Raw genomic sequence first — 21,266 nt, 5'->3', positions numbered from 1 at the left:
TCTTCACCACTTCACACCGAAAACCTCAAATATTGCTCCTATTACGATTTTTCGCTGACTGGGATTTTTACGCGTCGAGAATAGGTAAAACAGCCAAAAAACGCTTACAGTGTTGACGTTACGTTGCAGGTTTTCGGGCTTTCAGCAATACAATTGCAAGCATCTATACCATTGTTTTTCCTGTTATTTTTCTTTTTTCCGCCATAATATTGGTTGTTTTTTATACGTCAATTTTTCTATAAGAGTGAATCCTAAACATTGATATTTCTATGGGGTTGCCCTTCATCAAAATTGCGTTTTTTCTAAGACTGTTGATTTTTCATTGAGCTACGCGGATACGCCGCCTCTGGCGGCTTTCTCCCGCGGCAGGTCTTAATCGTCGAATGCGAGTCGCCGCCTTTGGCGGCTTTCTCGCTACTGACGTTTAAGGAGATTATGTTGTGGTTTAATGACTATTTTTGATTAAAAAAAACACAAACGGTCGCAAAACTCTACTACTAATAGTAACTGCGCATCCTTCTCTCTCTGGATATGTTCAAGCGTGCTTTTCTCAGCACCAGCAACAGCGGTTTACTTCTTAACAATTCACAAAGCGTTATCGCCTTCGGTGAGTACTGTCTGGCTTGTAGCGCCTTTCTACGCTCTACCTCTGCGGCTTTTCTGAGGGCTAGCGTTTGTAAGTTGTGGTATGTTTTATCGCTACATGTAACGATGATTGGTTTCACATGTGATCGTTCGAGTGAGTCAGCCAGTGTTCGCTGTATCCTGCGGCGCTGTGCTGGTCTTTTTGCTTTTGACGCTTCAAGTTTCAACTGCGTACGCCGTACTTCAAAGTATCCTGCTGCTTCTGGGGTTATGATCTGCGATGCGTGCGTTGTCCAATTACTGGATGACGCCCATACGGACATTGATAACCAGTCGTACGGGCTTTTTTCTGCTCTGGCATTAAACTCCTTAAGTTTAGTTTTACCTTTTGTAAGGTACGATAGGACCTCAAAGCTGTATACAACTCTAACATTTTGATTTTCAATTAAATTACGGCGACCCTCATATGGCTGGCGCTTTACCCACGCAACCAGCAAGTCTCTCGCTGTATTCTCATCTGGAACTTTCACAATCATGTGTAAATGTAGGGTATCCTGAAACGCTGCCCACTCAACGCAATATATCCACGGAATACTGCGTCTCGTCAGCGAGCGTGTGAATGTGGTTATCGCCGTTTTAAACGTTTCCGGCGTAATGCACTGTGCTGGGCGTAAGGTCAGCATATATGCGTTTCCACCTTGTGTAGCATCCAGATCGATAGAGAGTAGACGTCTTTTGAAGGCTCTAAGCCTGTCAATCGAAAAAGCCACTTTGCGCTTTCTGATGTGGCTGTTTGGGCATGTTTTCTTTCTTTGCCTGTTTTGGTTGCGTGGTTTCATGTAAGCGTCAACAAATGCACCACGCTTGCGCACGATGTGTTGTTCAGCGCGATCCCCGTGATATAATTTCATTGCAAATATGTTCCTAAAATTACCCGCCTGGCAGGGCGGGTTTTTTTATGTCTTACAGGTACTTTTCCCCAATTGCTCGCGTTACCTCTGAGAACGACGATTCAGACACGTCCCCTCTGATCCCCCTAAGTATTCGTAACGCAGACTCAACCTTGCGTAATATCTTCGTGTATCTTGCATTGGTGCGCCATATACAAAGCGTTCCCGCTTTGTCGAGTCGATATTTTACCAAATCCCTTTCTGGAATGTGATATGCACCATCCATTCGCTGTTCGACGGGAACTCCCCAATCATTACGTAACAGTGTTAAAACACGGCTGCGCTCATGTCCACCAGCAGCAGATAAGTATCTATCAAATTGGGCTGGGGTGAGGCTATGACCATCTAACAGAATATCGCGGATCTGTGCGGTAGCTTGGTTTCGTGTTAATACTTCCATCATTCGCCCCTTACAGAAATCGGGCTGCGAATTGGTCGAGATCTGTAACCAACCATACTCTGCGCTTTCTGCCGTTGATAGATTGGATGGTGCAAGTCGGAAAAGCTGGAATGTAACGCTTATATTGGTAAAAGCGTGATAGACAAACGCCAAGATATTGCGCGGACTCTCGCGCGGTAAGGTAATTTTCCATAAAAACGATCCATGTTTATGTTTAGTTCACATTATGGGGCATCCTGCCCCATAAATACTGTACATAATTTTTTCAATTATCCCAAGTCTACAACAAAAAAATTCCCGCGTAGCAATCCCTATAGTTCGCCCTTGTTCTGTTTCAATTTCATATACGCTAGCTCCACACAAGCTGTATCGCCACCATAATTTCGATCTCCAGCTAATTACAGTTACTATATTTTCTCATGGGGACGACGTTGTAATCTTCACCACTTTCCAGCGTAACCAGCAGTTCAGCCCACTGCTCCAACGCAGCTTTTCTCTCTTCAAAATAGTGGTGGCGATTATAAATACCTTCAACACCGGGTATTTTATGATTAAGACATCTTTCAGCTATTACAGGATCAATCCCCAATGCTGCCATCTGGGTACGCATCGTACGTCGTAAGTCATGAATGCTAAATGGCTCAACATCAGGCATCTCTTTTAATACTGAAGGCAAAACCATATTCAGCGTACTGCGACTAACGTGCGATGTAGTCCTCCCCCTCCTTGCCGGAATTAACCAGCGGCTATTACCAGCAAACAAACGGATTTCCTTGATCCACTCGATAACAGGATCAGCTAGCGGGATGTCTATCTCCTCACCATTTTTTGCTCGATCAGCAGGAAAATGCCAAACCTTTTCATCAAGATTAAACTCCGACCACTCGGCAGCGCATAATTCCATCTTGCGAACACCTAGTGCGAGAATGATTTTAAACGTTAATTCGTTCTCTCTGCTAATCCCCCGCCCCTTACGCAGAGCTTTAAAAAACATTACTAGCTCCTCACGCGTAAGTGCTCGCTTACGCCCTTGCTCTTTCCCACCTGCATCTTTTGAACTAAATGAAATCGCGGGGTTTACTTCAATCATCCCGCGTACAACAGCATAATCAAAAAGACGCTTAAGCATTCTTAGCACGTCATTCGCAACTGTAGGAGAACCACGCTCTAATACATCCTGCAAAACATAGTCGATATGTTTCGGGCGTACATCCTCAATTTTCATTTTGCCGATAGATGCGACAATGTTTTTTTGTAAGCTACTGCGAAATAGCTCCGGATGCTTGTAAGTGGGTTCTATCTGCCGCGAGTAATACTCAACAGCTAAATCTGATACTCGTTTTGCGTTCTTTTGCGCTTCAATCTTTTCCAATGCTTCAGCTTTTCGCTTCTGTTTCTCTCCTGCTACGTCATAACCAAGAGACACACGGGCTGCCAGTTCTCTGGCGACCTCTCTTGCTTTTGCAAGAGAGAAATCAGTATACGAACCAATCAGCACAACTCGTGATTTTCCGCCTAACTTGTAACGAAAGCGCCAGTTAGGGAATTTGTCACTTTTCCTAAATCGAAGATAAAGCCCGTTTCCGTCTGCCTTACCTTCGAATCTCTCATCGGCTTTAATCCAAGCTTTGATTTGTAGGTCAGTTAATTTTGCCATTACGAACACCTGAATACGTTACATCGGGTACGCAAAGCCATCGTCACCGTGTACCCAATTTCTAACACCGTGTACCCAAACCACAAGAACCTCTCTTTGGGCACACTTTTGTGTACACAATATCTTGCATCTTTATGAACTGTTATGACAACTAGTGATAATAAAAAAGCCCGCAACATGCGGGCTTATAAGGTTTTGTAGTGTTTAGTGAATCATGATGATTCGTTATTTGCTTTTCTTGATGTGCTTCATCAGACGTTTACGCTTACGCATCTGGGTCGGCGTCAGAGTGTTACGCTTGTTCGCATACGGGTTTTCCCCTTCTTTGAACTGAATACGAATCGGCGTACCCATTACGTCCAGCGACTTGCGGAAGTAGTTCATCAGATAACGCTTGTAAGAATCTGGCAGGTCTTTCACCTGGTTACCGTGAATCACCACAATCGGTGGGTTGTAACCACCAGCGTGGGCATATTTCAGCTTCACGCGACGACCACGTACCAGCGGCGGCTGGTGATCTTCAACGGCCATAGTCATGATACGCGTCAGCATGGAAGTCCCCACACGACGAGTCGAACTGTCATAAGCCTCGCGCACCGATTCAAACAGATTGCCAACCCCGCTGCCGTGCAATGCAGAAATAAAGTGCACGCGGGCGAAATCGATAAAGCCCAGACGGAAGTCCAGCGTCTCTTTCACCTGCTCTTTTACTTCCTGGCTCAGACCATCCCACTTATTCACCACAATCACAAGTGAGCGCCCACTATTAAGAATAAAGCCCAGCAGGGAGAGATCCTGATCGGAGATACCTTCGCGCGCATCAATCACCAGCATCACTACGTTGGCATCTTCAATCGCCTGCAACGTTTTGATTACCGAGAACTTCTCTACCGCATCAGTAATTTTGCCGCGCTTACGCACACCTGCTGTGTCAATGAGTACATACTCACGTCCATCGCGTTCCATTGGAATGTAGATGCTGTCACGCGTCGTGCCGGGCATGTCATAAACCACGACGCGATCTTCACCGAGAATACGGTTAGTGAGTGTAGACTTACCGACGTTCGGGCGCCCAACAATCGCCAGTTTGATTGGCAGACTTTGCGGGTCAAAGTCGTCTTCCTCTTCTTCTTCGCCGTTCTCTTGCGCTTCAAATTGTGCCCAGTATTCAGCGTCTTCGTCCACTTCTTCCTGCGGCGCGAGTTCTTCCATCCACGGCAGCAGAACGCGCTCCAGCAGACTTAATACGCCACGACCATGAGAAGCGGCAATGGGATAAATTTCCCCTAAACCCAGCGAGTAGAAATCAACAACGGCCTGATCGGGGTCCAGCCCGTCAGTTTTGTTCGCCACCAGGAAGGTGGGCTTTTCGCGAGAACGCAGATGTTTGGCAATGGCTTCATCCGCAGGCATCAGACCTGCGCGCGCATCAACCATAAACAGCACAACGTCCGCTTCTTCAATCGCCAGCAGCGACTGTTCCGCCATACGGGTTTCGACCCCTTCTTCGGTGCCGTCGATCCCGCCGGTATCAATACAGATAAACTCGCGGCCTTCAATTTCCGCACGACCGTACTTACGGTCACGAGTCAGACCCGGGAAATCCGCAACCAGCGCATCTCGGGTGCGAGTTAGACGGTTAAATAGCGTGGATTTTCCTACGTTAGGGCGCCCGACAAGCGCGACCACAGGTACCATGTTTAAAGCCTCATTTTTATAAATCATCAGACAACAAACGCCATTTTTGCGTCGTTGTTAAAAACAGGAAAACGGCCCCTGTCCAGGAGCCGTTTTCAAAGTGAACGACAGAGACGATTAACGTGTAATGGAATACACAGTCCCGTCTTTTGCCTGGATTAGCAGTTTGCCATCAGCGGCAACCGGTTCCGTCTGGAAACCGGAACTATCAACTTTTTGTTGGGCAACGAAACGACCATCTTCAACCTTAATCCAGTGCAGATAACCTTCGCTATCCCCCACGACCAGGTTGCCATTATACAACACCGGGGAAGTCAGCAGACGATGCAGTAGATCGCTCTGCGTCCACAGCGTAACGCCGCCATCAATAGTCAATGCCATTACTCGATCATTTTGATCGACCAGATAGATACGGTTACCATCAACGATGAAATCATTCACCGAACCCAGCTCGCGTTTCCACATAATCTGACCGCTGCGCAGATCGAGCGCCGTCAGATTACCATTATAGGCCAGGGCAAAAACAACGCCGTTAACGACGACAGGTGTCGTGTCAACATCGCTCAGACGGTCAATTTCAGTAGAACCGGTCGCCTGGGAGATACGTTGTTGCCAAATCATCTGACCCTGTTGCATCAGCACCGCACTGACACGACCATTGTCACCACCGACAACGGCTGCGCCAAAGGCAGTAGCTGGCGCAGATTCGCCACGCAACGAGAGCGAAGGCATATCAAGGTTAACCGTCCATTTAATGGCGCCGTCAGCTTCGTTCAGCGCCTGCAACTGACCGTTGCTGGTGTGAATTAACACCAGTCCATCGCTAACTACCGGACGAGAAAGCGCTTCGCCCGCCACTTTAGTTTGCCATGCCACAGTACCATCGCTGGTATTCAGCGCGTAAACCTGCGCCTTTTCGCTGCCAATGTAAACATGACCGCCAGATACGGTCACACCGCCGGAAAGCAGTGCTGGCGCTTTTGAGAACCAACCATCTTTCTCCGCAAGGTTGACAGACCAGATTTCTTTACCGTCATCCGCATTCATCGCTTTCACTAAACCAGCGCGGTCCGCTGCATAGACAACGTTGTCCGCCAGCGCCGGATGAAGATTGGAGTAAAAGTTGCCAATACCGCTACCAACGGAAGAACTCCATACGGTCGTCGGCGTAAACTGGTTTTCAACGGTCGGCAATGGGGACATCTTTACCACATCTTCTTCGCTGTTAAACAGCGAACAGCCGCTTAAAAGGGTAACGGAAAGCAGTCCTGGCAGCAGTAATTTACGCAATTGCATCGGGTCCCTCTCAGATGGACAAATTATTAATTTTCATCTGCATCATTTCGCTCAGTGCCGGAGTAACATCGCTTTTTACGCCTGCTTCCCATGCACTACGCGCGCCTTGTTTATCACCTTTGCTCAGCAATGCTTCACCACGCAAGTCGGCAACAATGGCAGCCCACCCTTCACCTTTAATGGTATCGAGAGTTTTCAGCGCGGCATCAGCCTGCTTGAGCTGCACCTGAACTCGGGCAAGACGCAGATTTATCACGGCTTTGAGATTTTCATCGCTCGTGTCCGCCAGCCCTTGTTGTAGCTGAGCGGCAGCTTTCTCTAGCTCATTTTTGTCAACAAATTGCTGCGCAAGTTCCAAAGAAGCCAGCGCACCGTAGGTATTTTTATTTTCCGCAGCGAATTTTTCCGCCGCCGGGATGCTATCCGGTTTGCCTTCGCTAACGGCGATAACCGCATTTTGATAAGCAAGAGAAGCGGAGCGTGCGGACTCAACCTGATGGCTGTTCCAGTAGCGCCAGCCAATCAGTGCGCCAACGCCTAAAATCACCCCAACAGCCAGTGCTTTGCCATTTTCAGCAAAGAAGCGCTTCACCGCTTCAACCTGGTCGTTTTCGTTCTCGTAAATTTCCACGCTGTCCTTCTCCTGAATTAAGCCAGTAACGTGCGCAAATGCGCGGCTACGCTATCCTGCGCGACTGCCGTTTGCTCACCAGAGCGCAAATCCTTCACTACTGCCGTGCCGTTAGCCACTTCAGACTCACCCAGCACCACAGCAACGCGGGCACCCCATTTATCAGCACGGGCAAACTGTTTCCTAAAGTTGCCGCCGCCGTGGTTGGTCATCAGTTTTACGCCAGGTAATTCATCACGCAGACGCTCGGCTAATGCCAGTGCCGCGGATTGCGTATCGGCACCAGATGCCACCAGGTATATATCGACAACAGGATCGGCTTTAAATTCCGGGTTAACTGCCTGAACCAACAAAACAAGACGCTCGAGTCCCATTGCAAAGCCAACTGCCGGCGTTGCGCGACCGCCGAGCTGCTCTACCAGACCGTCATAGCGACCGCCAGCGCATACCGTACCCTGGGAGCCAAGGCTGTTAGTTACCCACTCGAAAACGGTACGATTGTAGTAATCCAGCCCGCGCACCAGACGCTGGTTAACGGTATAGGCAATACCCGCGCTCTCTAACAATTTGCACAGCCCGGCAAAGTGCTCGCGAGACTCATCATCAAGATAGTCGCCTAATGCCGGCGCATCGTTGAGCAGCGCCTGTACTTCTGGATTTTTTGAATCCAGTACGCGCAACGGGTTAGTGTACATGCGGCGTTTGCAGTCTTCGTCCAGCTTTTCTTTATGCTGCTCAAGGAATGCCACCAGCGCATCGCGGTAATTCGCACGAGCTTCCAGCGAACCGATAGAGTTCAGCTCAAGAGTTACGTGCTCGGAAATACCCAGCGCGCGCCACCAGCGGGCGGTGAGCATAATCAGTTCGGCATCAATATCCGGGCCTTGCAGACCGAAAACTTCGCAGCCCAACTGATGGAACTGACGATAACGCCCTTTTTGCGGACGTTCGTGACGGAACATTGGTCCGATATACCACAGACGCTGTTCCTGATTGTACAGGAGACCATGCTCGATGCCGGCGCGTACACAGCCCGCCGTCCCTTCAGGGCGCAAAGTCAGGCTGTCGCCATTGCGATCCTCAAAGGTATACATCTCTTTTTCAACCACGTCGGTGACTTCACCAATCGCACGTTTGAATAGCGGGGTCTGCTCTACAATCGGCAAGCGAATTTCACTGTAACCGTAGCTGCCGAGCACGTTTTTCAGTGTGCCTTCAATGCGCTGCCAGATGGCCGTTTCGCCAGGCAGGTAATCGTTCATGCCGCGAATGGCTTGAATGTTTTTTGCCACGTTTATTCTCTTTCTGAATATAAAAATGAACCCTCAACGCTTCCGTTATTGTTTCGGGAGCCATGCGGGTTCAATCATACACGGGAAGCGAGACGCTTCCCATCACGTTATTATTTTTCAACCTGCTGAATGTCAATGCGACGCGCCTCATCCAACTGGCTGGCTTTCGCACGGATGCGCGCTTCCAGTTGGTCGATCATGTCGTTGTTGTCCAGACGGTCTTTGCGCACGCCATCTTCATAGAGGCCGCTTTTCTTGTTGCCGCCAGTTACGCCGAGCGTAGAAACCAGCGCCTCGCCGGGGCCATTCACCACGCAGCCGATAATCGAAACGTCCATCGGAGTGATAATATCTTCCAGACGCTGTTCGAGTGCGTTAACCGTGCCGATGACGTCAAACTCCTGACGAGAACAAGTTGGGCAGGCGATGAAGTTGATTCCGCGGGAACGGATACGTAGCGACTTCAGAATGTCGAAACCGACTTTTATCTCTTCGACCGGATCGGCAGCCAGCGAAACACGCAACGTATCGCCAATACCTTCGGACAACAGCAAACCTAAACCAATAGCAGATTTCACCGCGCCACTGCGCGCACCGCCGGCTTCGGTGATCCCAAGATGCAGCGGCTGATCGATCTGCTTTGCCAGCAGACGATAAGACTCTACCGCCAGAAAGACGTCAGACGCTTTCACGCTGACTTTGAACTGGTCAAAATTCAAACGATCGAGATGATCAACATGACGCATGGCGGATTCCAGCAACGCCTGCGGTGTCGGCTCGCCATACTTTTCTTGCAGATCTTTTTCCAGCGATCCCGCGTTTACACCAATACGAATCGGAATGTTTTTGTCGCGCGCGCAGTCAACCACCATGCGAATACGCTCTTCATTACCGATGTTGCCAGGGTTAATACGCAGACAATCGACACCGTACTCTGCGACTTTTAGCGCAATGCGATAGTCAAAGTGGATGTCGGCCACCAGTGGTACGTTAACCTGCTGTTTGATAAGTTTGAACGCTTCTGCCGCGTCCATCGTCGGTACGGACACACGCACGATATCAGCGCCGACACGTTCCAGCGCCTTAATTTGATTGACCGTCGCTTCGACGTCCGTCGTGCGTGTATTAGTCATAGACTGTACAGCGATGGGGGCGCCATCGCCAATCGGCACATTCCCAACGTAAATGCGAGTTGATTTTCTACGTTGAATTGGAGCCTGGTTATGCATGAAAAATCTCCCGCGTTACCCGTCTGTTACTGCGCCGATGAAGGTTCGGCATTTACGGTCAGACGCGCAACCTGGTTAGTTCTGATAAAACGACTCAGATCGACAGGTTTCCCTTGATACTGGATCTGTACTGCGGCTGGCGCGCCAATTTTCAGTTTGTATGGCGCCTGACCGACTAAATTCAAATTGCCGTCTTTACGCTGCATTCCGCTGAACAGTTTTTTACCGGTAGCATCAGTAACTTCCAGCCAGCAATCGGCAGTAAAGTTCATCACCAGCGCATTCGGGTCAGCCGCCGGGGTCGTCACGCCAGCCTGATCGGTTGGCAACGGCGCTGCGGTCTCTGGCGTCGTTGTCGTGGCCGGAACAGCAGGTGTGGTAGTGGCAGCCGTATCAACATTCGCTTGCGAAGGAGGAACAACCGCGTTTTGCTGCGGATCTACAACTGGCGCAGGGGTTGTTGTCGCTGGCGTTTGCGTGTTAGCCGCGGTGGTATCCGCTGCCGCTGGCGGCGTGTCTGTAGCCTGGTCTGCGGTAGTCGACGTATCTAACGGCACACTCTGGCTATTATTTAATTCCGCAGAAGATTGATCTGCCATGGTGGTGATCTCTTCCTGCTGAGCTTTATGATCCTGCCACCACCAGGCACCGCTCAGGCCGATAGCCACAAACAACACCAACCAGGTGATGGTCATCAGCCAACCGTCGCGTTTTTTACGTCGCTTACCGAGAGAGAAACTCTGCATCGGAGCAACTTTTGCGGCCCGCAACGGAGCCTGCTTTTCCAGCCCCGGCAACAGTTCTTCTTCTGGGATATGTACCAAACGCGCATAAGAGCGGATATACCCGCGCAGGAATGTTGAAGCAAGATCGGCAGGCGCCTTATCTTCTTCAATGTCGCGTACCGTGGAAACTTTCAGGCAAAGTCGCTCTGCAACGGCTTGCAGGCTAAGTCCAAGTTGTTCGCGGGCATTACGCAAGCGAGCGCCGGTGGTAAGTGCTTCATTTTGGTCGTGCGTGGCTTCAGTATTCATTCGCTGCAGGTACGTTTAAATGAGAATTGGGATGCCGGTGAGCCATCTTGCCCACCCACACCGCGAAACATCCGTAAAGTTAACCTTTATCATACAGTATAAGACTGTCTGTATGCTCGTGACAAAAGCCATATTCGTTAAGGCTAACTGATTGTTGCATCGTTACATACTGCCTTAAAGTCAGCAAAAACGCACCGTTAATATTGACCAGACAATTGCAACTTAATACTTCATTCATAAAAGATTACGCCACGGTACATAAAGCAACCATGGCGTAATCGTTATCAGACCGTTTTAATCTCGATGGCTTCGCCCTGCATCCGTTTACGCAAAGTACGTTTAGTGCGGTCGATAACATCGCCCGCCAACTGACCACAGGCAGCATCGATATCATCGCCACGGGTTTTACGCACAATGGTAGTAAAACCGTAGCTCATCAGCACTTTTGAGAAACGGTCGATACGGCTGTTTGAGCTGCGACCATACGGCGCCCCCGGGAACGGGTTCCATGGGATCAGGTTGATCTTACACGGCGTATCTTTCAGCAGTTCCGCTAATTGGTGCGCATGTTCTGTACCGTCGTTAACATGATCGAGCATCACATACTCGATAGTGACGCGTCCCTGGTTAGCGTTGGATTTTTCCAGATAACGGCGTACCGCAGCAAGGAACGTTTCGATATTGTACTTTTTGTTGATCGGTACAATTTCGTCACGAATTTCATCATTCGGCGCATGCAGAGAGATTGCCAGCGCAACATCAATCATATCGCCCAGTTTATCCAGCGCCGGAACCACACCGGAAGTGGAAAGCGTGACGCGACGTTTCGACAGACCAAAACCGAAATCATCGAGCATGATTTCCATCGCCGGAACCACATTGTTGAGGTTGAGCAGCGGCTCGCCCATCCCCATCATCACTACGTTAGTGATTGGGCGCTGACCAGTGACTTTTGCTGCGCCGACGATTTTCGCCGCTCGCCATACCTGGCCGATAATTTCCGACACCCGCAGGTTGCGGTTAAAGCCCTGCTGAGCGGTAGAACAGAATTTACACTCCAGCGCACACCCCACCTGCGAGGAGACACAGAGCGTGGCGCGGTCGTCTTCCGGGATATAAACCGTTTCAACGCGCTGATCGCCTACAGCAATCGCCCACTTAATAGTACCGTCAGATGAACGCTGTTCTTCAACCACTTCCGGTGCGCGAATCTCCGCGACCTCTTTCAGTTTGCCACGCAACACTTTATTGATGTCGGTCATCTCATCAAAGTTGTCGCAGCAATAGTGATACATCCACTTCATCACCTGATCGGCGCGGAAGGGTTTTTCACCTAAATCTTTAAAAAACTCCCGCATCTGCTGACGGTTGAGATCCAGCAGGTTAATTTTTCCATCTTTCGTGGTGACGTTTTCAGGTGTGACTAATTGTTCAGACATATGCTATTCCGGCCTCGTTATTACACGTTATGGCCCCTGGAGGGTTGAAAAAAGAAACGCCCCGGTGAGCGGCTGCTCGTCCGGGGGCGCTGCATTGTACAAATTCTGGCGCACGTATGCCACGTTTGCACGCGGCATTTACGAAATTATTAACGGGTGCGCGGACACACTTCGCCTTCACCGAAGAAGTAAGCGATTTCGCGAGCGGCAGATTCTACGGAATCAGAACCGTGAGTACCATTTTCAGTCAGGCTGTCAGCGTAATCGGCACGTAAAGTCCCTGCCAGTGCATTTGCCGGGTTAGTTGCCCCCAACAGATCGCGGTGGCGTTGAACGGCGTTTTCACCTTCCAGCACGGAAACCACAATCGGACCAGAGGTCATGAACTCAACCAGACCATCAAAGAACGGTTTTCCATCGTGTTCAGCATAGAAGCCACGAGCCTGTTCAACTGTCAGGTGCAGCATTTTGGTGCCGACAATTTTGAACCCTGCAGCTTCAAAGCGCGAAAAGATATTACCAATGACGTTTTTTGCTACCGCGTTCGGTTTGATGATGGAAAAAGTACGTTCAATAGCCATGTTTACCTCTGTAAAGTGTTCTGTTGTTGTCTGTACCTGCGTACGAGATGGCGCGGATTATAATGAGCAACACGGTAGTTGACTATTGACGAAGGTAACATTTTTTTAAAATAAACCTAGTTTAAGCAACAAACATCGTTAAAACAGATTACTGCATGACAAATCTCACCGTCGCCACCTGGCCCACCTCATCCATCACCAGTAATTGATAATCACCTTTTTCTGTCAAACGCAAAGTCACGCTGTATCCACGTTCGGTTAACGGCTCACCATTCAGAAACCACCAACGTTCCCCCGCCCCACCGCTGGTTTGCACCGGTAAAGACACCTCAGTAGCGCCAGGTAAACGCTTAATAATGGCGCCATCACGTACGCCTGTCAGTTGCAACGGTAACCAGGCGTCACGCCCATGCGGCGGGCAGGTTGTCGATGCCGCAGGCAGGCGTGCGGCGCGGCGTTCCTGGGCTGGCAACCACGGTTCCAGCGGAAGCGGCCATACATTAATCATTTCTTGCCGTGCCTGAGGGCAATCGGCGGCGACACGTTTGCCCTTTTCATCCAGCCAGATGGGAAAGCGAATACCGTTAATCCCTTCTTGCTCCGGCAATAATAATGTTGGCGGCTGGCTACCGTCCAGCAACCAGGTCGCAAGGCGACGGCGGCAGTTACTGTCGCCTTCCGGCAATGATTGCCCGCCAGGCCAGCAGATTACGCCACGGCTAACCGACTCTGGACGCGGATCTTCCGGCAGATTCGCACTTCGCGATAGCAAAATGTTATTAACCTGATTCAACAACGGTACGGCGCTGGCAAAACCAAACTGACCGACAACCGGCGTACCGTCTGGCCTGCCGGTCCAGATACCAATCACATAGCGAGCATTAACACCTATCGCCCATGCATCGCGATAGCCATAGCTGGTGCCGGTTTTCCATGCCAGCGGGGCGATTCGCGGCAAAGCGCCGTCCGGTAAGGGTTGCGCTTCATCTGCCATAATCCGGCGAATAATCCACGCCGCTCCCGGCGACATCAACGGGCGTTCAAGCAACGGCTCATCTGGTTGTAGACGCAATTTACCTGCTTTACCGTGGCGAGCAAAAGCTGTATATGCCGCCACCATGTCCTCCAGCTTCGCGCCTGCCCCTCCGAGGATCAGCGACAGGTTCGGCGCGGCGCCGTTCGGCAGATACAACGGCAAACCGATGTTACGTAACTTTGCTGCAAAACGTTTTGGACCGTAGGCTTCCAGAACCTGCACGGCAGGTAAGTTCAGCGAGCGCACCAACGCCTCGCTCATGCTGATTGGCCCATGAAAACCACTGTCAAAGTTGCCTGGCCGATAATCACCAGTACGCCGGGGAACGTCCTGCAACAGCGATGCCGGGTGGATCAATCCTTCATCCAGAGCCAGACCATAGACGAATGGTTTAAGCACCGATCCTGGCGATCGGATCGCATTAACCATATCAACATGACCAAAACGTGAATCGTCATTGAGATCGACCGATCCCACCCAACCACGAACACGCATATCGGTATGATCAACCACGATCATCGCCAGTGAACTGCGCGGTGGCAATCGTCCTTTCCAGTTTTGCGCCAATTCTTCCAGTCGCCGCTGGAGTCCGGCATCCAGGGTCGTTACGATTTTGTCGCTTTTACTTTTACCAAGCATCATCCGCGAAAAAAGCGGCGCCAGTTGCGGCATTTGGCTGGGGGCCAGCCAGATGGGTTCTTCACTTGATTCTTTTACCTGCTCGCGGGACCACACGCCTTGTGCCGCCATGCGTTCCAGCACTTTATTGCGTGCAGCTTCAGCGCGTTCCGGCCAGCGATCCGGGCGAAGTCGGCTGGGCGCCTGCGGTAATACCGCCAACATCGCCGCTTCAGAATAACTTAAGTTAGCAGGAGATTTACCGAGATAAGCCCAGCTTGCCGCACCAATCCCCTGTAACGTACCGCCAAACGGGGCACGGTTAAGATACAGCGTCAGAATTTCACGTTTAGACAGGTGCCACTCCAGTTGCAACGCGCGCCAGAGCTGGCGAATTTTGCCGCCAAAAGTTTTGGGATGAGGATCAAGCAACCGCGCCACCTGCATGGTGAGCGTACTGCCACCAGAAATAACACGCCCGGAAGTGAGATCCTGCCAGGCAGCACGCACGACTGAAAGTGGGTTTACTCCCGGATGTTTCCAGAACCAGCGATCTTCGTAATTGATGAGTGCATCAAGGTAACGCGGAGAAACGTCTTCGATGGTCACCGGATAGCGCCAGATCCCCTCAGCATCGGCAAAACGCCACAGCGGCGTTCCATCCTGCGCCACCACCACGCGTGCGGGATTAACTTCATGTAGCGGCAGAGGCCAGAGTTTATCTGCTCCCCATGCGGCAAGAAAAAGCAAAACGGGCGCGGCGACCAGTGCAATCCAGCCGCCGCGCTTACTTAACAGACGAGACATTTACGGTCTGACAATCAACAGATCTTCAGCCACGCCAGTCGCCCGCCATTGAGGAACATACATCGATTCCACCATCGGCTGCGGCACCTGATACGTTCCCGGCGTCACTGCCCGCGCCAGATACACCAGCGTTACCGGTTGATATTCATCAACGGCAACCGCTGCCACAAAGCGATCATCACGAAACTCTATGTGTTTAATGCTCGCCTGCTGCACCTGGTTCAGCAAGTTCTGCACTTCGCCACCACTTTGCTCCAGGCTGGCGCTGCCGTTTGCCAGATTCTGATTTTCCAGCTCCAGACCGGCAGGAAGTAAATCAACAACCAGCGCATCCGGCACGCTGTTACTGGCTTTTATCTGTAACCAGACCAGTACCAGATCGCCGCTACGCAGTGATTCCAGAGATTTGCTCTTGCCGTCAGTACCAAGAATATGACGTTCAATTTGCAGAACATTATTCGCCGGTGGCGGTGCGTACTGTGGATAACCGCTGGCATCCACACGCAGCCATAACATCTGGTCGCCACGGTTGGTCACTTGCAAAGCGGCAAGTTGGTCGCTATTCAGATTGCTGTTTTGCGCTTTCTCGCCTGTCAGCGGCTCAGCAGAGAAAGACGTTTGCGCCTGCCATTTACCCGGTAAATCCTGAATCGTACGGGCCGCCAGAAACAGCGCGTTACTTTCCTGAGTTGATAGCCAGCGTTCACCAAACGCCTGCTGTGAAAGTGTGTTCAACAAGACGTTCTGCTCATTAGGCAACAGCTTATTTTCTTCCAACAAGGAGAGCATCAACGCGTTATCGCGCAGTGGGCTACCGTAATCGCCCAGCCATTTCCGCTCATCATTACGCGGTGTTTTCAGCGCCAGCGTAATCGCTTCTTCACCACGCGTCGCATCGCCCATGGTTTTCAGCGCGATACCCAGTTGCAACAGCGGCAAACCAGATGTGGCATCAGCGCGGCGCTCCCAGATGTCCCGCAGCGCGCCAAGCGGTGCTTTTTGCTGACGCGCCAGCACCAGCGCAGCGTAAGACTGAGCAGCAAATTTGCTGGCTTTGAGATTATCTACGTATGGGATCGACATCATGCCTGGATCTTGTAAGTAGCGCAGCAGACGTTCATTTCCCCGGTTAATGGCGTCAACCGATACGCTGTACCCCTGCTCACCCGCACGAACCAGGAAATCCATCACGTAGGCGGTCAGCCAGTACTCTTCGTCGCCATTTTTATCCCACAGCGCGAAGCCGCCATTATCACGTTGCATTTGCAGTAAGCGAGAAATGCCAATATCAACGGCGGCGCGACGTTTATCATCACTGTCACCTTTTATCCCCAACGCCTGCAACTGGGCTGCATTGGTATAAAGCGACGGGAACAGGCCGCTGGCGGTTTGTTCCAGACAACCGTACGGATAGGCTTTTAACTCCTTGATATAACGTGCGATGTTCAACGGTGGTTTACCGCTCAACAACAATTGCCCTTCTAAAGAAACAGGAGAGAAGTTTTGCAATTCCTCAACCGGCATCACCCATGTTTCACCAGGCTGCAATGCCATACCGTAATTGACCGTTTGTGCCGGAAATGCCGGGCGGACGCCAATTTTCCACTGTTTATGTTGATCGGCAACGGTTTCACCCGGTAAATCCAGACCACTGATGGTCGCCTGCACTTCGCCATCACCATAGCCGGTCAATGCACGCACCGGGATAAACAGCGTGGTACGCACTCCCGGCGCTAATTCAACGGCCGTGGGAGAATCGCTGACCAGTTCAAGCAAACCGCTGGCGGTCAGGGCGACGTTCAGTTTTTGCGGTTTATCAGTCAGATTAGTGATATCCAATGTCAGACGCGAGGTATCGCCACTGGCCATAAAGCGCGGTGTGTTAAGTTCAGCAATCACTGGTGCAGCAACAACGACTTTGCTTTCACTACTGCCAAAGTCATTTGATGTCCAGGCCTGCGCCATGACACGCAGTTCACCGTTAAAATCGCCAATCGGCAGCGTAACCGTACCTTCACCCTGTTCGTTGAGCGTTACCGGCTGTGCCTGTTGTGCAACAATATTGACATGATTTACCGGCGGTTTACCCTCGCGTTTGAGCTCATCGCCATCGCCACCGAAGCGCAGTGCCGCCAGGCGTCCCTGACCTTCAATGACCTGACCATAAATATCGTAAATATCTGCACCATAGCGTTTCTGACCGAAGAACGCCTGCCACGGATCTGGGGTGACATAATCAGTAATATTCAATACGCCGCTATCAACCGCGGACACCAGCACATTCACCTGTTTTGGCGTCTCGCCCCTTTTATTGCTGGCTTTAATCTTCACGGTGAGCGGCTGATTTGGGCGCATTTTCGCTGGAGTTTCCAGTGCCAGATCGAGACGGCGGTTTTCATCGCCAAGCGGCAGATGCAATACGCCAATCGCGCGTTTTGGCGTGGCAGAGCGGGATTTATCGCCCGGACGCACGACCAATGTACTTAAGTAGAGATCGTGCCGATTCCAGTTTTTATCGACCGGAATAGTCAAATCCAGCCCTTGCGCTGGAACATCAATCTCTTGCCACCATAGCGGGCCTTCGCTGGACTCAACCATCGCGTAGCCTTTACCCGCTGTTGGCGCCGCAATGTGCAACTTCATGGTATCGCCTGGACGATAGCTGGCTTTGTCCAGCTTCAACGTGACACGATCCGGGCGCACCGCGCCGCTGCCGTCGCTGTTATCCTGCCAGCTATATCCGGCCCAAAAACGCACGCTGCTGACTGCTTCATTCGGCGCTTTGACTTCCAGACGATAAGCGCCCCACTCTACCGGGAAACTCACCTTGCCGGTTTCATCTGCCTGTAGATCCAGCGTTTGTTCATTTTCGATCAGATCTTTTTGATCAAACTGTGATTGCCAGCCTTCCTCTTCCGACCAGTTCCAGTAGTAATCACGACGTTCGCGAATCAGGCGCACCTGCAAGCCCGACACGGCTTTTTTCACGCCTTGCACATCGCTATAAACGATGTCAAAAGCCGCATTACTGCCTTCATCAACAATAGGCTGTTTTACAGTGCTGTCAGTACGATAATCGTAAACCGATTTCGCCGTAAACTGTGGGCGGATCCCTGGCAACGTATCGGCAGGCCAGATCGCCTGTTCAACGCGACGCGTCACCGGGCGACCGCCAGATTCCAGCAGACTGCCCTGGAAAATAACCTGTAATGGGGAGTGTGTTTCTTGCCACTGACTGTCCGTGGAAACTTCGCCGCGTCCTTTGTCATCCAGAGTTAACTGGACTTCATCAAGCGTTCGGGAAAGGTTTTCGGCAGCAATATCACCAAATTCAAAACCGGGTAAGGCTGCCACAGCTTCACGCAGTGGGCGCAGGAAAAGCTGCCCTTGTAATGTGTTGCCGTTCGCAGGCGCACCATACAGGTAGTACCCCACCACGGAGAATTTCACTGCATCTTTCGGCGTTAGCGGGGTTTTCTCACCAGTCAGATTCAGCACCATACGCTTTGGCATAAAATCTTCGACGTGGAAATCCCACATCCGATACTGGTTATCGCCCGTGTTAGCGCGAATATGCCACATACCGGTTGCCGCATTGCTATCGAGTGACCAGGTAAAGTGGTAGAGGCCATTTTCCGGCTGACTAACGACGCTCCTGAGTACCTGCCCGTCGGGTTTGATGACGTCCAGCTTGATGGGTTGCTCCGGCAACGCCTTACCATCTGCGTCACGCAGTAAACCGTTGAGGATTACTGTTTCGCCAGGGCGATAAAGATCGCGTGGACCAAACATAAAAAACTGTTTGCTGTAGCCCGGCGCGCCCGCGATATTGAACTCCGCTAAGTCCAGCGCCGGAAGTTTTAAATCGAGCAGCGTTGTCTGACCATCTTTACGCGCCAGCAACAGCGCCGCATTTTTATCGTTTTCCAGTTGCACATGGCCCTGTGCATCACTGGTCGCCTGGCTCAGAGCTTGCCCTTTCTCATTCAATAACGAGACTTCAATTCCCTGCTGGGCCGCGCCGTTTTCCAGGCTTTGGGTAAAGATATCCAGACGATTACGGTAACGGTGAGCCGACACGCCGATATCACTTAACGTAAACAGCGTTGCCGGATTGCTATATTCATAATGTCCAGCCTGATTCATTACCGCCAGATAAACTCCCGCTTGCTGAAGTGGTTTGATATCGCCCAGCGGCAGCAATAATTTTTCGCGGGTGTTACGCGCAGGATTAAGATCAAAACGTCCGGTATAGACCAGGTCCGCCATCTGCAGCAGCTTGTCTGATTGCCAGTTCGCCAGAGAATTGCGGTATTCCCACTGGCTAATGAAAGCTAGAAGAGATTCAGGCTTCACACGGAAGAAATTAACATCGACATTGTTAACGTTGAGTGCCATTACCGGCAATCCTTCCACAACTTTACCGGGAAGCAATGAACCACGGCTGGCAAAACCGACGCTGGGCTGGATATCACGCGTAGTGATCGTTTTTTCGTAATCTTTACTGAAAGTGGCGTTATTGAGCGCCTTAATTTCTTGCCCAATAGTAACGATCAAATCACGTTTAGGTTCAAGGTGGCGTAAACGCAGTTCTTTAAGATTATCTGACAGTTCCCAGGCGCCATCCACTTTGCCGCTTTTTTTATCGACAACATGGACGACACGCGAGAAATCTTGCTCCGGGTCAAGCGGAATGGAAAAAGTCAGCACTAGCGTTGCTGCGCCATCCAGCTGTACTTCAGAAAGATCCAGCAAAGTTAGTGCTTTACCCGCACTCTGTTGTGCCAGTTTTTGTCGTTCTGGCACGGAGAGTTTTGCAGAACTCGCGTTTTCCGAAGATGCCTCTTTCGTCACTTCAGAAGATTGTCCAGCAGGCGTCTCTTTTTTCACCGCTGTTGGCGCGTTATCGTTGTTATCACACCCTACCAGCGCCAGTATTAACATACAGGCGGCTACGCGTAACTTTTTCATTTATCATCCCTGCCACAATGGCCCGTTATCAACGTCGAATAATTATTATGCGTGAGAATACACTTTATGTAATTCAGTATCACACCTACAGAATCTGAATTTTGGCGATAAATGTGGCTCAATCCGCCAAATTAACCTCTTTTACTTGTCGCTTTTCGGCAAACATCCGACAATTTAGCTTAACCCCGGCAAAAATGGAGATGCCTATGTCCACCACCTGGTTTGTTGGAGCCGACTGGCTCGCCGAACATATTGATGACCCGGAAATTCAGATTATTGATGCCCGCATGGCGCCACCCGGGCAGGAAGATCGCAACGTTGCCCAGGAATATCTGCACGGTCACATTCCCGGCGCCGTTTTTTTCGATATAGAAGCGCTTTCCGATCAAACCTCCCCACTCCCGCACATGCTGCCTCGCCCGGAAACGTTCGCCGTTGCAATGCGTGAGCTGGGCGTCAATCAGGACAAACACCTGATTGTCTATGACGAAGGCAATTTATTTTCTGCTCCGCGCGCATGGTGGATGCTGCGTACTTTTGGCGTAGAGAGGGTATCGATTCTGGGCGGGGGATTAGCAGGTTGGCAGCGCGATGATTTGCTGTTAGAAGAAGGCCCGGTGGAACTGCAAGAAGGGGAATTTAATGCCACGTTTACCCCAGAAGCCGTAGTAAAAGTGACCGATGTGTTGTTGGCAAGCCATGAAAAAACAGCACAAATTATCGATGCTCGCCCGGCGGCGCGTTTTAACGCGGAAATCGATGAACCCCGCGCAGGTTTACGTCGCGGACATATTCCCGGCGCGCTGAATGTTCCGTGGACGGAACTGGTGCGTGAAGGTGAACTAAAAACGACCGATGAGCTGGATGCGATATTTTTTAGCCGCGGCGTCAGCTATGACAAACCCATTATCGTCAGTTGCGGATCTGGGGTAACGGCAGCCGTCGTGTTGCTGGCGCTCGCGACGCTGGATGTGCCAAATGTGAAATTGTACGACGGCGCATGGAGTGAATGGGGAGCGAGGACAGATTTACCCGTCGGGTG

At 51.0% G+C, this 21,266-nt stretch carries 14 protein-coding genes; 1 reads left to right on the top strand and 13 read right to left on the bottom strand.

From position 1 onward, the window contains the following. Positions 1–497: 497 nt before the first annotated feature. The 13 genes from EA14781_RS14655 to yfhM form a co-directional block, all read right to left on the bottom strand. The gene (locus EA14781_RS14655; protein WP_000780855.1) at positions 498–1,496 is read right to left on the bottom strand and encodes a hypothetical protein; all 999 of its coding nucleotides are present in this window, start codon (positions 1,494–1,496) and stop codon (positions 498–500) included. Between the two features lie 52 nt (positions 1,497–1,548). Continuing rightward, entirely contained in the window at positions 1,549–1,938 is a 390-nt protein-coding gene (locus tag EA14781_RS14650) for a hypothetical protein (protein ID WP_224394355.1), read from the bottom strand. A gap of 391 nt (positions 1,939–2,329) precedes the next feature. After that, entirely contained in the window at positions 2,330–3,592 is a 1,263-nt protein-coding gene (locus EA14781_RS14645) for a tyrosine-type recombinase/integrase (protein WP_001096655.1), read from the bottom strand. 225 nt (positions 3,593–3,817) lie between these two features. Beyond that, positions 3,818–5,290 carry a ribosome biogenesis GTPase Der gene (der, locus tag EA14781_RS14640; protein WP_024164746.1) on the bottom strand — a complete coding sequence of 491 codons (1,473 nt, stop codon included), beginning with the start codon at positions 5,288–5,290 and terminating at the stop codon, positions 3,818–3,820. 117 nt (positions 5,291–5,407) lie between these two features. Continuing rightward, a complete protein-coding gene (gene bamB, locus EA14781_RS14635) occupies positions 5,408–6,586 on the bottom strand; it encodes an outer membrane protein assembly factor BamB (protein WP_001177060.1) in 1,179 nt (392 codons plus the stop codon). Positions 6,587–6,596: 10 nt separating this feature from the next. Next, a complete protein-coding gene (gene yfgM / locus EA14781_RS14630) occupies positions 6,597–7,217 on the bottom strand; it encodes an ancillary SecYEG translocon subunit YfgM (protein ID WP_000409212.1) in 621 nt (206 codons plus the stop codon). Between the two features lie 17 nt (positions 7,218–7,234). Continuing rightward, complete coding sequence (hisS, locus tag EA14781_RS14625) at positions 7,235–8,509, bottom strand: histidine--tRNA ligase (protein WP_001107154.1); 1,275 nt, start codon at positions 8,507–8,509, stop codon at positions 7,235–7,237. Positions 8,510–8,619: 110 nt separating this feature from the next. Beyond that, the gene (gene ispG / locus EA14781_RS14620; RefSeq protein WP_000551806.1) at positions 8,620–9,738 is read right to left on the bottom strand and encodes a flavodoxin-dependent (E)-4-hydroxy-3-methylbut-2-enyl-diphosphate synthase; all 1,119 of its coding nucleotides are present in this window, start codon (positions 9,736–9,738) and stop codon (positions 8,620–8,622) included. 26 nt (positions 9,739–9,764) lie between these two features. Beyond that, entirely contained in the window at positions 9,765–10,772 is a 1,008-nt protein-coding gene (gene rodZ / locus EA14781_RS14615; protein ID WP_001090821.1) for a cytoskeleton protein RodZ, read from the bottom strand. Between the two features lie 284 nt (positions 10,773–11,056). After that, on the bottom strand, positions 11,057–12,211 hold the full coding sequence (gene rlmN, locus EA14781_RS14610; RefSeq protein ID WP_000003320.1) for a dual-specificity RNA methyltransferase RlmN: 1,155 nt from the start codon (positions 12,209–12,211) through the stop codon (positions 11,057–11,059). A 149-nt stretch (positions 12,212–12,360) separates the two neighbouring features. Then, positions 12,361–12,792, bottom strand: coding sequence for a nucleoside-diphosphate kinase (gene ndk, locus EA14781_RS14605; RefSeq protein ID WP_000963839.1), 432 nt, complete (start codon positions 12,790–12,792; stop codon positions 12,361–12,363). A 148-nt stretch (positions 12,793–12,940) separates the two neighbouring features. Further along, a complete protein-coding gene (gene pbpC, locus EA14781_RS14600; protein ID WP_000088746.1) occupies positions 12,941–15,253 on the bottom strand; it encodes a peptidoglycan glycosyltransferase PbpC in 2,313 nt (770 codons plus the stop codon). Continuing rightward, complete coding sequence (yfhM, locus tag EA14781_RS14595; RefSeq protein WP_000736242.1) at positions 15,254–20,224, bottom strand: alpha2-macroglobulin; 4,971 nt, start codon at positions 20,222–20,224, stop codon at positions 15,254–15,256. 206 nt (positions 20,225–20,430) lie between these two features. Here yfhM and sseA point away from each other — a divergent pair. Next, on the top strand, positions 20,431–21,266 hold an 836-nt coding region (gene sseA, locus EA14781_RS14590), incomplete at its 3' end, for a 3-mercaptopyruvate sulfurtransferase (protein WP_000108596.1).

The organism is Escherichia albertii NBRC 107761 = DSM 17582 (genome assembly GCF_000759775.1).
GTDB classification, from domain to species: Bacteria; Pseudomonadota; Gammaproteobacteria; order Enterobacterales; family Enterobacteriaceae; genus Escherichia; species Escherichia albertii.
This window is presented reverse-complemented; position numbering and strand designations above follow the sequence as displayed.

What these genes read in the sequence shown, in the direction of transcription:
- EA14781_RS14655 (WP_000780855.1), bottom strand. Translation starts at nt 1,496, where the DNA reads ATGAAATTATATCACGGGGATCGCGCTGAACAACACATCGTGCGCAAG.
- EA14781_RS14650 (WP_224394355.1), bottom strand. Translation starts at nt 1,938, where the DNA reads ATGATGGAAGTATTAACACGAAACCAAGCTACCGCACAGATCCGCGAT.
- EA14781_RS14645 (WP_001096655.1), bottom strand. Translation starts at nt 3,592, where the DNA reads ATGGCAAAATTAACTGACCTACAAATCAAAGCTTGGATTAAAGCCGAT.
- der (WP_024164746.1), bottom strand. Translation starts at nt 5,290, where the DNA reads ATGGTACCTGTGGTCGCGCTTGTCGGGCGCCCTAACGTAGGAAAATCC.
- bamB (WP_001177060.1), bottom strand. Translation starts at nt 6,586, where the DNA reads ATGCAATTGCGTAAATTACTGCTGCCAGGACTGCTTTCCGTTACCCTT.
- ispG (WP_000551806.1), bottom strand. Translation starts at nt 9,738, where the DNA reads ATGCATAACCAGGCTCCAATTCAACGTAGAAAATCAACTCGCATTTAC.
- rodZ (WP_001090821.1), bottom strand. Translation starts at nt 10,772, where the DNA reads ATGAATACTGAAGCCACGCACGACCAAAATGAAGCACTTACCACCGGC.
- rlmN (WP_000003320.1), bottom strand. Translation starts at nt 12,211, where the DNA reads ATGTCTGAACAATTAGTCACACCTGAAAACGTCACCACGAAAGATGGA.
- ndk (WP_000963839.1), bottom strand. Translation starts at nt 12,792, where the DNA reads ATGGCTATTGAACGTACTTTTTCCATCATCAAACCGAACGCGGTAGCA.
- pbpC (WP_000088746.1), bottom strand. Translation starts at nt 15,253, where the DNA reads ATGTCTCGTCTGTTAAGTAAGCGCGGCGGCTGGATTGCACTGGTCGCC.
- yfhM (WP_000736242.1), bottom strand. Translation starts at nt 20,224, where the DNA reads ATGAAAAAGTTACGCGTAGCCGCCTGTATGTTAATACTGGCGCTGGTA.